Source organism: Thioclava sp. DLFJ5-1 (genome assembly GCF_002020115.1).
Classification (GTDB): domain Bacteria; phylum Pseudomonadota; class Alphaproteobacteria; order Rhodobacterales; family Rhodobacteraceae; genus Thioclava; species Thioclava sediminum.
Map to the genome: position 1 here is coordinate 1 of NZ_MPZU01000003.1, position 11,643 is coordinate 11,643.

Below are 11,643 nucleotides of genomic sequence, written 5' to 3' on the forward strand. Positions count from 1 at the left end.
GATATGCTCCGGTCCGCATCGATCATCGACCAAACCGCCCGCATATCTCTTCAGATATCTATCAATGTCAAAGAGCGCGGAGACAAAATCAACCGGCCTCGCCTCAATCCCTTGGGGCGCCGCCTGCCAACCGTATCTCCAAAATTTCCTTCGCCTTCAGCCCCTTGCGAGCCCTTCCGGCGCCCCGTTGCGGTGTGTGCCGCTTCGGTGAGGCGGTATTTACGGATCACACCCGGGAGTCGCAAGTGCCTTTTTCGAAAAACTGTCACTTTTCTCGAAAGAACTCACCAAACCACTGAAATCTCTACGTTTTCAACGCCACTGCAAATGCACTCAATTCACACCAAACCACCGCAGGGAAGAATCTTGCGCAAATCACCCGCCCCCGCGAAACCTCCTGAGCACCATGCCCCAAGGGCAGCACCCCAAACCAACCGAGTCACCAGCGAAACGTACGGAATCGAACCGCCATCAACGCAACGAAAACACCGAGCCAAGACTAGGCTCAGGGCCTATTGGTCCGCCTGCACCCCCAGTGGCAGCCTCTTCCTGAGAACAGACCACCTGACCCACGGCGCATGACATTTCCATGCCGCGTGGGCCCTTTGGATCAATCGGCCAGCCTGATCGGCCCGCGCTCGGGATAGAGATCGCCGGGACCGGGGTTTGCCGCGGGGCTGCTGCCCCCGAGATGCGTCATGATCCCCCACACCGCATTGAGCGACGTCTGCACCGCACCTTCGACCCAGGCGGGGGTCCAGCTCACACCGTCCCCGGCGAGGAAAACGCCCTTCTGGCTTGCGGCCATACCTTGCTGCATGAAGTGGCCGTAGATGCGGTGGTTGTAGCGATAGTGACCCGGCAGGGCGCCCTTGAAAGCCCCAAGGAAGTTTTCGTCCGCCTCCCAGCTCACGCAGATCGGCTGGCCGCGGATATGCGAGGCGATGTCGACGCCGGGGTAAATTTTGCCCAGCGCCTGCAGCGAAAGCTCCACCCGGCGCTCCGCACTGAGCGGCAGCACCTTGAGCGCGTCGCTCATCCAGGCGTAGCTGAGACAGATCACCCCCGGCCGGTCGGGCCCATTGTCGAAGAAATAGGTGCCCCGCGTCAGCCGGTCGGTGAGCGTCATCGACATCAGCGGCTCGCCGGTTTCCGGGTCGATGTCGTTCCAGAACGGTCGGTCGGTCATGACGAAGGTTTTCGCGGCCTGCATGTAGCGGGTCCGGTCGAGCGCCATCCACATCTTCTGATCGAACAGATCCTCTTCGGTCTCGATGGCCGTCGTCAGCAGGTGCGTCTGGCAGGTCGCGAGCACCGCGGCATAGTCGTCCTCGTTGCCCCATTGGTCGCGAAGCCGGATCATCTCGCCTGCCCGGCTCAGGGCGGTCGCGCGGCTGCGCGTCGCACCGCCATGCAGGCTCGCGAGCGTCGTGCCCTCCGGCCAATGCGCACAGGCAGGCGCTGCGTTCCACAGGCGATGTAGGACAGTCTCCACCCCGCCCACGATGTAGCGCTGATCGTCGTCGAGCCCGAGCAGGTTCACCCGCAGGATTTCCAGCATCGAGTTCGGGAAGTCCGAGTCCCAGCCGCCGGTTCCGAAGCCGACCTGACCGAAAATCTCCCGGTGCGAGAAATCGAGCTTCTGGAACGCGTCGGAATGGGCCACGAAATCGTAGAAGGTGCGCTCGTCCCAGTCTTGGACGAGCGGATCCCAGATCGCCTTGATGGCCTCAATGTCCTTGGCGCGCACCGCGGCTTGCAGGTCGGGAAAAGCCGCCTGACTGCGCAACGCTTCGTCATAGGCCTCTGCGATCTGATGGTATTGCTCGGGCAGATCCTCGAGGCTGCGGGCGAAATGGCGTTGGCCCTCAAGCTCGATGACAGTCGACCCGGCGGCGGGCGTCAGCGGGTTGGGAAAGGGTCGGCTCTCGCATCCGACGAGATCGACATAGTGGTAGAACCCACGCGAGGAGACGGGGAAGCGCATCCCGCCAAGCTCCGCCACGACCCCATCCGTTCCTTCGAAACTCTGCGAGCGCAACCGCCCGCCGAACTGAGAGGACTCGTAGACAACGGGCCGCAGACCGAGCTTCATCAATTCGTAGGCCGCGATCACCCCGGCCGCTCCGGCACCGATGATGGCGACAGGCGCGCCCAGCATGTCTTTGGGAATCGTGCCGAGACCCGCAGGGTGACTGATCCAGTCCTCGTAGGAAAAGGGAAAGTCCGGTCCAAAGGCTGTCAATTGCTGCATAGCTGTCTCCTGCTGCGCCAGTCGTCACCGCGACCCGATGGATGCGGTAAAGAAGACCTCTACGAGAATATCAGGGTCTGCAAGCAGGCATTCCGCCGACGCTCGGGCCGGCGGGTTGACCAGATCGATCCGGCCTTTTCAAGCTCGGGTCACCGCAGCGAAATCCGCGACGGCCCTTACCCGGGAAGTGCCATCGGGCCCGCAGCCTCCGTCGCGGCGATGTATCCTGGCTGCGCTCGCAGCGCCGTCCAATAGGCCGCGACTTTCGGATGATCCGCGAGCAGATCGAACCGCGCCAACAAGGCGATGACATAGGACATCTGGATATCGGCCAGCATCGCCTTGTCGCCGAACAGCAGAGGCCCCGTACCGATCGCCCGTGCGATGAAATTGAGATGGGCATCAAGCGCCGCCTGCGCCTGAGCGGGGACCGGCTTGTCGCGGAAGGCTGGCAAAATCGCCTGCAGCACGACCTCGGCGAAGGAGCTCTCGACGTAATCGAGGAGCTCCTCGTGCTGCCAGAATTCCGGAGTGCCCCGCGGCGGTGTGTGGCTCTCGTCGCCGTATTTCGCGACGAGGTAGCGAAGGATCGTTGCGGACTCCGCGAGTATCCGATTGCCGTCCTCGATCACCGGGGACTTGCCCAAGGGGTGAACCCGGGACAGGGCCTCCGGCGCGCGAAAATTCTCGGTGCGCTGATAATCCACCCGGTGGCAGGGCTCGCCAAGATCGGCGAGCAGCCAGAGCACACGGGTCGCGCGGGAATAGTGCAGAGCGTGGAGGGTAATCATGGCAGGAACACCGCTTTTGCGTTGACGAATTCCTTCATGCCGAAGCCGCCGTGCTCGCGTCCGTAACCCGAGTCCTTAACCCCGCCGAAAGGCATGTTCGGATCGGCGGTCCCGAAAGAGTTGATCCGGACCATCCCGGTATCGAAGTGATCGCGGGCGAGTTTGAGGGCGCGGTCTTCATCCTTGCTGAAGATCCCGCCGCCAAGGCCATAGCGGCTATCATTGGCGATGCGCATCGCATCCTCGTCATCCTTGGCGCGGATCACCGCAGCGACGGGACCGAAGATTTCGTCGTCATAAGCGGGCATGCCGGGGACCACGTCGACCAGCACCGTCGCGGGGTAATAGGCACCGGTGCCGCCCGGGGCCTCGCCGCCGCAAAGCGCCTTTGCACCCTTGGCGAGGCTCTGCTCGACCTGCTCCTTCACCGTCTCGAACTGATCTTCGCTGGAAAGCGGGCCAAGCTGGGTGTCGTCTTTCGTGGGATCGCCCATCTTCACGCCCTTCATCTGCTCGACGAAGGCCTCGACGAAGGCGTCATAAACCTTGTCCGCCACGACAAAGCGTTTCGCCGAGACGCAGGTCTCGCCGTTGTTATAGAGCCGCCCCATCAGCGAGAATTTCACCGCCGTTGCGATATCGGCATCTTCCAACACGAGATAGGCGTCGTTGGAGCCCAGCTCGAGCACGGTCTTCTTCAGCGCCTTCGACGCCACGCTGCCCACATGCCGACCTGCACCGTCGCTCCCGGTCAGGGTCACACCGCGCACGAGCGGATGCTCGATCAGATTGTCGCTGGTCTCGTGGTCGATCAGGATGACCTGGAACAGATCCTCCGGCAGCCCAGCCTCGATGCAGAGTTCCCGCAGGCGCAGCCCGGAGCCGGTGCAGATGCTCGCATGTTTGAGCACGCAGGCGTTGCCCGCCATCAGGTTCGCCGCCAATACGCGCACCGGCTGATAGAGCGGGAAGTTCCACGGCTGGATCGAGTAGATCACGCCGGTCGGCTGATAGGTCACGACACCACGCGATCCGTTCGCGCCGTGGGTGCGTTCCTCGTCAGCGAGCAAGTCGGGCCCGGTCTTCGCGGTATATTCAAAGATCGCGGCGCAGATCTCGACCTCGGCCTTGCCGTCCTTCAGAAGCTTGCCGGTCTCGCGCGTCATCAGCGCGGCCAGCTCCTCCGCATTCTCGCGGAGCTTCGCGGCGATCTTGGTCAGGTAGGGCGCGCGCTCGGAATGGGACAGCTTGCGCCACTCCAGAAAAGCGGACTGCGCGGCCTCGAGTTTCTCGACGGCCTCCTGCTCGGACATCAGCGGATAGGTCTGGATCGTCTCGCCCGTCGCAGGGTTGGTGGTGGTGATCGTGGACATGAGAACTCCTTCGATTTCACCAGGGAAACTTGCACCGCAGTCGAGGAGTTCCAGCGCCAGCGACGGTAACGCGGCGTCTTTCGGCCCGCGAAACGGTCACTGCTGAGCACGAAAACTTGTCCCTAGCCCGGTCTTGTCGCTCTCACCCGGGGCCAAGCATTTGAAGACCCCGGAAAAGACGCAGCGGAACGTAGCCGCGCGCCTTTTCGCTGCACGCTTTGCGGTCGCCTCGGACGCAGGGCGCTCTATCTGGCAATGCAAGCGCGCCCTCGGAAATCTCTGGGCGTGAACCAACCTCTTCCCGACGACATTCAAATCTGGAGATCGACATGGCGACCACTGGCAAGCAACTGTTCACGACGCTGGAGACAGACGGTACGCTCACCGTCGCGATCGAGGACGTGGACTTCCCCGATCCGACCGGCAATCAGGTCCTCGTGAAGATGGAAGCGGCTCCGATCAATCCGTCGGACCTCGCCATCCTCGTCGGCGCGGCGGATATGGAGAACGCGGAATATTCCCCCGGCAAATTCGTGGCCAAGATGCCCGAGCCGTTCAACGCGGGTTCGAAAGCGCGGCACGGCCTCAAGCTGCCCGCGGGCAACGAGGGCGCGGGCACGGTGGTCGCGACCGGTGACAGCGACGCAGCCAAGGCGCTGATGGGACAACGGGTTTCCTGCGTGCCGGGCAACGCCTACAGCCAATATTGCATCGCCGATGCGCAGATGTGCCTGCCGCTGGGCGATCAATCCTCCGAGGAGGGCGCGAGCGCGTTCGTCAATCCGATGACCGCGCTGGGGTTCGCCGAGAACGCCAAGATGGACGGGCAGGACGCGATCCTGCACACGGTCGGGACGTCGAACCTCGGCCAGATGCTGACCCGCATCTGTCAGGAGGACGGGCTCGGTCTCGTCAATATCGTGCGCAAGGACGATCAGGTCGATCTGCTCCAGAAGATCGGCTCCACCCATGTCGTGAACTCGTCGCAGGATGACTTCATGGAGCAGCTCAGCGCCGCGATCGACGACACCGGCGCCTTCTACGGCTTCGATCCGATCGGCGGCGGCCACGCGGTCGACAACGCCTTCAAGGCGATGGAACAGGTCGCGGTGAGCCGGATGACGGAATATTCGCGCTACGGCTCGAACCAGCCCAAGCGGATGTTCATCTACGGTCGGCTCGACACCGGCCCGACGACGCTTTCCCCGAGCTACGGTTTCGGCTGGACGCTCTCGGGCTGGCTGCTGTTCCCGTTCCTGCAAGCGGCGGGGCAAGAAACCGTCGGCCGCATGCGCAAGCGCGTGCGCGACAATCTCACGACCACCTTCGCCAGCCACTACAAGCAGCGCGTCAATCTCGACGAGATGCTGACGAAGGAAGCCGTGACCGACTACCGGAAGATGAAGACCGGAGAGAAATACCTCGTGACCCCCTGGTCCTGATAATGCGTCGGCGAAGCGGCCCGGATCGGATCCGGACCGCTTCGCCGGAAGTCGCGAGAACGGACCTTGGTCAGCTCACGCTCCGCCCGTGTCGGCGCGGCGGAAAAAGTAGCCTGAGGCAGAACGCAGTCTCTGCGAGGATCGTCACCCCATATGCCGGGGCGAAAGCCACCGAGAGGTCGGGGGCGAGAAACCGTATTCCGCTGCCGATCAGATAGACCAGACCGGCCAGCGCAAGCCCCACCCCGAAGGCTTTTGCGAAAACGCCCGAGCGCCAGACCAGCGCGCCCATCATCAGGCTGTTCACACCGAAGAAGACCAGCCCGAGATCGTAGCCATGGCCATGCAGCTCGAGAAAGATCAGCGCCAGCGACCGGGCGTCGTCCAGATCATGTGCGTTTGACAGAAGCAGCCAAGCCGTCTGCAAGGCCATCAGATTTGCCGCGATTAGGACCGCCTGAACCAGCCGAAACACCATCGCCGACAGGGCAAGACCCGGAGCGACGCTGCGGAAAATCAGATAAAGCAAGACGGCGAGCCCCGCATCGCTCAGCGCCATGACCAGATCGGCGACGATCGCCAGCCGGAACTGGCCCGGTGCCGCCAGTATCGCCGCGGCCGTGCCCGCGGCATCTGAAAGGTCGATCAGGGGAGCGCGCAGCCCAAGCTCGGCACCCAGCCCCATGACGATGATGATGAGGTAAAGCAGCCCGGCGAGGCGCGACTGTCGGATCAGGTCGTCGGTCAGGGAAAGTTGGGCCACGCGGAAGTCCTCCGTTGATTGACGCTCACGCCGCTCTCGATTGCGCCACGACCGAAGGTTGGAAGGTGCCCGGCGCACGCGGACGGTTCGCGCGCTGCCCCGCCCAGACCGAGACGAGAACGATAGTCGCGCCGCTCATCTGGAGCAACGACAGGCCCTGCCCCAGCCAGAGCCAGCCCAGACTAACCGCCGAGACCGGGCTCATCATCCCCAGCATCGAGACCGCGCCGGGTTCGAGACGGGCGATTCCCCGGAACCAGATCGCATAGGTCGCGCCCGCCCCGATCAGGCCGAGCCAGATCAGCCCGGACAGGTTCAGCGCGGTCAGCGGCGGCAGGGACGGCTCGACGATCAAAGCCAGCGGCAAAAGGATCAGCCCGCCCGCCGTCAGTTGCCAGCCGGTGAAACTCAGCGCCGAGACAGGCGGCTGCCATTTGCGGCTGAGCACGGTGCCCGCCGCCATCGACGCGGCCCCGCCAATAACTGCGATGATACCCACGGGATCGAGCGCAGCATCCGGCCCCAGCAGCAGGAGCGCGACACCCAGAACGCCCGTCGCCGCAGCGGCAACCGCCCCGGCGCACACCGGCGTACCAAGCCAGCCGCGCGCCATGAGGATGACCATCATCGCCTGCAGCGAACCGAGCGTCGCCGCGACCCCGCCGGGCAGGCGATAGGCCGCCACGAAGAGAAGGCTCCAGAACAGGGCGAAGTTCAGGCTGCCAAGGAGGAAGGTGCGGCCAAGCCATGCACGCGGCGGCAGCGACCGCGTGAGCGCGACCAGCAACAGCCCCGCAGGCAAGGCGCGCAGGGCCGCAAGCGTGATGGGGTAGCCAGCGGGCAGCGCCTCGGTGGTGACGAGATAGGTGCTCCCCCAGATAGCCGGGGCGAGCGCCGTGAGGAAAATATCGGTGGTACGTGACATTGGGTGACTCGTATTGAGGGAAAAGCGAGAGTGAGAAGACGGGGCTCTCGCGGGCGGTATCGGCGGACCGCGTGAAGGTGCCTTTGGCGCCTTCGGTCGGGTCGCTCAGCGGAAGTGGCGCGGCGAGAGACAGGGGCGCTCAGGCCAAGGCTCGAGCCCGATATCGCGCATCAGATGGGGCGAGAGATCGCGCGGCACGCGTCGCGGATGGAAGCGCCGATGCCGGAGACCACGGAAGACAAAACGGATCGTCATCAGGGGCACTCCTCAGGCGACGAGTTTCAGCGAGCTGCGCAGCTGTGCCGCGAGGTCTTCACGCGTCCCGTTCACGAGCCGCGCGCCGGTTTCCCGAACGATCAGCGCCGGAATGGAGCGCACCTGAAGGGCACGGGCGCGTTGACGATCGGCTTCGACAGCCTCCGCCGTGGCCGGATCGTCGAACGCCTCTGCGAAGGCCGCTGCCTCGAACCCGAGGCTTCGCGCGACATCGCGCACGATGACCGGATCTGCGATGTTCCGGGCCTCGGAGAGATGCGCGCGCTGCAACCGGTCGAACATCTCCCAATGGGCGTCCTGCCCGCCCAGCGCCTCTGCGGCCTTGCATCCGAGCGCGGCGGTCATCCCGTGGGGATAGTCGAAATCAGCGACCCGCATGGCCTCGATATCGACAAGCTCCGGTCGGTCGCTGACCTCTCTGCAGACCGCCCAATGCCCGAGGATGGTCTCGCGGGCGGCTTCGGGGGAGCCCCAGCGCGTGGCCATTTCGGCGCGATCTGCCTGCAGGACGAAGGTGCGGTGCCGGATGTCGAGATCGAACTCGGCGGCGAGGCTGCGCATCCGCGACGAGATGTTGAAACACCAGCAGCAGACGACGTCGTGAAAGAAATCGATGGTGAGCTTGGGCATCACGCGGCCTCCTCGTTCAGAGCGGCCCCTGCCAGCCGCGCCGCAATGCGCGCGACATGAGCGCCTTGGAAGCGGGCGCCCGCGAGATCGGTCTCGGTCGGTCTCCGCGACCCGTCCGCCCCGGCGATCGTGCCGGCGCCGTAGGGCGCTCCGCCGACGATCCCGTCGGCCCGCGTCTGATCGGCGAAAGTGTAGGGCATCCCGGCGATGAGCATTCCGAAATGCTGCAGTGGAATCTGCGTGGAAAGCAGCGTCGCCTCGTGCCCGCCATGCTGCGAGCCGGTCGAGGTGAACACGGCGGCGACCTTGCCGACCAACGCATTGCGCGCCCAGAGCCCGCCCGCCTGATCGAGGAAGGACTTCACTTGCCCGGCCATCATCCCGAACAGCGTGGGCGTGCCGAAGATGATCGCATCATAGGCTTCGAGATCGGCGGGGCTGGCGACGGGCGTATCATCCGCGGCGAAGCCAGCCTTCTGCCGGATGTCGTCAGGCAGTGTTTCGGGAACGCGGCGCAGATCGACATGCGTACCGGGCACGCTGCGCGCCCCCTCCGCCTCTGCTTGGGCGAGCGCACGGACATGGCCGTAGCTGGAATAATAGAGAACGAGAACGCGGGTCATTTGATCCTCTCAGGGCATGGGTTTCGTTGCCTGAGAAGATCGCGGATCGCCCGCGTCGGAATAACCGCTCGAGGCGAAAATCACTCTTTACGCCGGTTGAAGAATGTCAGGCTTCCATCGCCGCCCGCAGGTGATCGAGAAACGCCGTCACTTTCGCATCCATGCCCAGCCGCGAGGCGGTCACGGCGAAAATCTCCGGCGCGGGCAGTTCCCACTCGGGCAGGACGCGCACCAGATCGCCGCGCCTCTCTGGCTCGTTCGAGACGAAATCCGGCAAGGTGCCGATGCCTTGCCCCGCGATCAGCAGGTCGCGCAGCACGAGACTGTTGCCCACGCGAATGGCGGGATCGAGATCTAGCGTGGTGGCCCCGGACGGCCCGTGCAGCGCCCATTTCGTCAGATGGTCGGCCAGCAGGAAGCCGATGACCCTATGCCCCGCGATATCCTCCGGTCGCTCGGGACTGCCAGCCCGCGCGAGATAGGCAGGCGCGGCGAAGATGCGCTGCCGCATCGTGCCGATCTTGCGCGCGACCAGAGCCGAGTCCGGCATCGCCGGTCGGATGCGGATCGAGACATCGAAGCCGCCCTCCACCATGTCGACAACTCGGTCATCGAGCGAGAGCGACAGCCGCAGATCAGGATGCGCCTCCAGAAACTGCGGCAGGATCGGGGAAATCACCGTCTGCCCGAAGGAGCTGGAGGCGTTCACTTTCAGATGCCCGCGCACCGCCCCGGCCCCGTCGCGGATACGCGTCTCGACCGAGGTCACCGCGTCGAGAATGCCGCTCGCCTCGTCATAGTAGAGACGCCCGGCATCGGTCAGAGACATCGAGCGCGTCGTGCGTGTCAGCAGCGAGCTCCCGAGGCTTTCTTCCAGCAGCTTGATCTCGCGGCTCAGAAGCGCGGGCGACACCCCGAGATCCTCCGCCGCGCGCGCGAAACTGCCGCGCTCTACGATGCGGCGGAAGGCTTGCATGACGGAAAGCTTGTCCATTTCGGAAGACACTCGGAGCGGTCAGGTAGCGCTCCGAATAGCACGAATTTCGCGCCACGCGAACGCCTTCGCAGAGAGCGGTCGTAAGTGCCGAAGCCGCAGGGTGCATCGCGGGAGACGAAGGCGACCTTCACGACCGCGGCCCAAGGCTGCGACCAGAGGGCCCGCTCACTCGTCGGGCCGCTCCTCCAGATCCAGCCGCATCGTGGCCATGCCCTGCCGCCGCGACAGCTCCTCATAGCCAGCCGAGAGATAGGCGTTGTGGGCTGGCGCGTTGTCGACTTCCACCTTCAAGGTCAGGGTCAGCGCCCCGAGGTCGCGTGCTGCCTGCTCCACATGGCTCGTAAGCTCCGCAGCGGCACCACCGCGTGCCTCTTCGACGAGATAGACATAGGTAAGGTGCCGCACCTCTGGCCCGACACCCTCACGCAGCGCGAAGAAACCCACATCTCGCCCTGCGGCATCCTGCAGGTAGAAGGAAACATCTTCGCGGTCTCCGAGCCACTTCTGATGCCATTCCATCTCGTCGAACGGGACTTTCGCATTGGGATTGAGCAGCGGGATTTCGGCGTCCGACAGCATCGCTGCCAAGGGTGCCAGATCGCGGTCGCGGTTGCGGCGCAGGGTAAGTGCCATATGTCCTTCCTTCGGCTGGGCCCGGCACGTGCGCCGAGGGTCCTCATGAAAGGTCGCGTGCCTGACACAAAAGTCCAGTCCGGGTCAACCGGAGGGGCCCCGCAACTGCGTCCATGTCCACGGTGCGGGCAGGACGAGCGACCGGCCATCAGATAGCGGCGCTCGAATATTCACCATTTCGGAGCTTTGGAGAATAATCGAGCGAGCTTTGTGAGGGGTGTGGGGACGGCACAACAAAGCTCGCTCGATACCCCGCGGCTCAGGTCAGGCGTGTTTGCGGCCGGTGACCATGGCTCTCGCGAGGTGTTCGGGATGGGAGTGGCCCGCGAGGTGCACGCCTCCCAAATGTAGGACACTCAACTCGAGTGTCAGGTGGGCGGTGGCGAATCTCGCCACCAGCCCGCAGTATCCGAAGCGGACGAAAGGGCCTCAGACCCGACTGGCCGCTCCTTCGCTCATCAGTCCAGCTCGGAGCCGATGATCTCGCCCGACACCGGGTCGAGCTTCAGCTCAAGCCGACGACCGTCGCGATCGCGGACCTTGGCTTCATAGCTGTAGCGCTCCATCTCCATCTTGCTGATCTGGTAGCCCTCGGCACGCAGGTCGCTGGCGACCTCGTCCATCTTCTTCCACTGCTCGCGTGCCTGATTCATGTTGCGAACTTCCTCGCGGTAGTTCGACGGCATGCCATATTCGCCCTCGGACTCGCCATTGCGATACGAGTTGCGATATTCGTTCCGGTATTCGTAGGTCTCGCGGTTCTGGGACTTGGTCTGCGTGGCATTCTTCTGCGGCAGCATGACCTGACCGCCCGACTGCCCGCCGCCACCATTCCCATTGCCACCAGGACCCTGCGCCTGTGCGGCACCGAGGCTGAATGCGCCGACAGCGGCACCGAGGGCGGCGGTGAAGAGAAGAGTGCGTTTCATCTTTAAC

The 11,643-nt window shown here is 64.3% G+C and carries 12 protein-coding genes; 1 reads left to right on the plus strand and 11 read right to left on the minus strand.

Features of this window, described 5'->3' with window-relative positions; genetic code table 11:
- Nucleotides 1–610: 610 nt before the first annotated feature.
- The 3 genes from BMI86_RS10630 to BMI86_RS10640 all read right to left on the minus strand — a co-directional run bounded on the left by BMI86_RS10630 (nucleotide 611) and on the right by BMI86_RS10640 (nucleotide 4,418).
- The gene (locus BMI86_RS10630) at nucleotides 611–2,254 is read right to left on the minus strand and encodes an NAD(P)/FAD-dependent oxidoreductase (RefSeq protein ID WP_078541395.1); all 1,644 of its coding nucleotides are present in this window, start codon (nucleotides 2,252–2,254) and stop codon (nucleotides 611–613) included.
- Between the two features lie 176 nt (nucleotides 2,255–2,430).
- Nucleotides 2,431–3,045, minus strand: coding sequence for a glutathione S-transferase (locus tag BMI86_RS10635; protein ID WP_078541396.1), 615 nt, complete (start codon nucleotides 3,043–3,045; stop codon nucleotides 2,431–2,433).
- Entirely contained in the window at nucleotides 3,042–4,418 is a 1,377-nt protein-coding gene (locus tag BMI86_RS10640) for an NAD-dependent succinate-semialdehyde dehydrogenase (RefSeq protein ID WP_078541397.1), read from the minus strand. The genes BMI86_RS10635 and BMI86_RS10640 overlap by 4 nt, the downstream gene beginning before the upstream one ends.
- Nucleotides 4,419–4,747: 329 nt before the next feature.
- Between BMI86_RS10640 and BMI86_RS10645 the strand changes: the two genes are divergently transcribed.
- Nucleotides 4,748–5,860 carry a zinc-binding dehydrogenase gene (locus BMI86_RS10645; RefSeq protein WP_078541398.1) on the plus strand — a complete coding sequence of 371 codons (1,113 nt, stop codon included), beginning with the start codon at nucleotides 4,748–4,750 and terminating at the stop codon, nucleotides 5,858–5,860.
- Nucleotides 5,861–5,930: 70 nt separating this feature from the next.
- On the opposite strand, the gene BMI86_RS10650 is transcribed toward BMI86_RS10645, so the two are convergent.
- The 8 genes from BMI86_RS10650 to BMI86_RS10680 form a co-directional block, all read right to left on the minus strand.
- Nucleotides 5,931–6,623, minus strand: a complete 693-nt coding sequence (locus BMI86_RS10650) for a DUF4386 domain-containing protein (protein WP_143594769.1) — start codon at nucleotides 6,621–6,623, stop codon at nucleotides 5,931–5,933.
- Between the two features lie 25 nt (nucleotides 6,624–6,648).
- Nucleotides 6,649–7,548, minus strand: a complete 900-nt coding sequence (locus tag BMI86_RS10655; protein ID WP_078541399.1) for an EamA family transporter — start codon at nucleotides 7,546–7,548, stop codon at nucleotides 6,649–6,651.
- A gap of 105 nt (nucleotides 7,549–7,653) precedes the next feature.
- On the minus strand, nucleotides 7,654–7,803 hold the full coding sequence (locus BMI86_RS21250; protein WP_168173842.1) for a hypothetical protein: 150 nt from the start codon (nucleotides 7,801–7,803) through the stop codon (nucleotides 7,654–7,656).
- Between the two features lie 12 nt (nucleotides 7,804–7,815).
- Nucleotides 7,816–8,454, minus strand: coding sequence for a DsbA family protein (locus tag BMI86_RS10660; RefSeq protein ID WP_078541400.1), 639 nt, complete (start codon nucleotides 8,452–8,454; stop codon nucleotides 7,816–7,818).
- Complete coding sequence (wrbA, locus tag BMI86_RS10665; RefSeq protein ID WP_078541401.1) at nucleotides 8,454–9,077, minus strand: NAD(P)H:quinone oxidoreductase; 624 nt, start codon at nucleotides 9,075–9,077, stop codon at nucleotides 8,454–8,456. Before wrbA ends, BMI86_RS10660 begins: the two co-directional genes overlap by 1 nt.
- Nucleotides 9,078–9,183: 106 nt before the next feature.
- A complete protein-coding gene (locus tag BMI86_RS10670) occupies nucleotides 9,184–10,071 on the minus strand; it encodes a LysR family transcriptional regulator (RefSeq protein ID WP_078541402.1) in 888 nt (295 codons plus the stop codon).
- 168 nt (nucleotides 10,072–10,239) lie between these two features.
- On the minus strand, nucleotides 10,240–10,707 hold the full coding sequence (locus BMI86_RS10675) for a GNAT family N-acetyltransferase (protein WP_078541403.1): 468 nt from the start codon (nucleotides 10,705–10,707) through the stop codon (nucleotides 10,240–10,242).
- Between the two features lie 458 nt (nucleotides 10,708–11,165).
- Entirely contained in the window at nucleotides 11,166–11,636 is a 471-nt protein-coding gene (locus tag BMI86_RS10680) for a PepSY domain-containing protein (protein ID WP_078522774.1), read from the minus strand.
- Between the last annotated feature and the right edge of the window lie 7 nt (nucleotides 11,637–11,643).

Bases quoted from the DNA above. Each gene is read 5' to 3' on its own strand.
- BMI86_RS10670 (WP_078541402.1), bottom strand. From the start codon at position 10,071: ATGGACAAGCTTTCCGTCATGCAAGCCTTCCGCCGCATCGTAGAGCGC.
- BMI86_RS10630 (WP_078541395.1), bottom strand. From the start codon at position 2,254: ATGCAGCAATTGACAGCCTTTGGACCGGACTTTCCCTTTTCCTACGAG.
- BMI86_RS10680 (WP_078522774.1), bottom strand. From the start codon at position 11,636: ATGAAACGCACTCTTCTCTTCACCGCCGCCCTCGGTGCCGCTGTCGGC.
- BMI86_RS10645 (WP_078541398.1), top strand. From the start codon at position 4,748: ATGGCGACCACTGGCAAGCAACTGTTCACGACGCTGGAGACAGACGGT.
- BMI86_RS10635 (WP_078541396.1), bottom strand. From the start codon at position 3,045: ATGATTACCCTCCACGCTCTGCACTATTCCCGCGCGACCCGTGTGCTC.
- BMI86_RS10655 (WP_078541399.1), bottom strand. From the start codon at position 7,548: ATGTCACGTACCACCGATATTTTCCTCACGGCGCTCGCCCCGGCTATC.
- BMI86_RS10660 (WP_078541400.1), bottom strand. From the start codon at position 8,454: ATGCCCAAGCTCACCATCGATTTCTTTCACGACGTCGTCTGCTGCTGG.
- BMI86_RS10640 (WP_078541397.1), bottom strand. From the start codon at position 4,418: ATGTCCACGATCACCACCACCAACCCTGCGACGGGCGAGACGATCCAG.
- wrbA (WP_078541401.1), bottom strand. From the start codon at position 9,077: ATGACCCGCGTTCTCGTTCTCTATTATTCCAGCTACGGCCATGTCCGT.
- BMI86_RS21250 (WP_168173842.1), bottom strand. From the start codon at position 7,803: ATGACGATCCGTTTTGTCTTCCGTGGTCTCCGGCATCGGCGCTTCCAT.
- BMI86_RS10675 (WP_078541403.1), bottom strand. From the start codon at position 10,707: ATGGCACTTACCCTGCGCCGCAACCGCGACCGCGATCTGGCACCCTTG.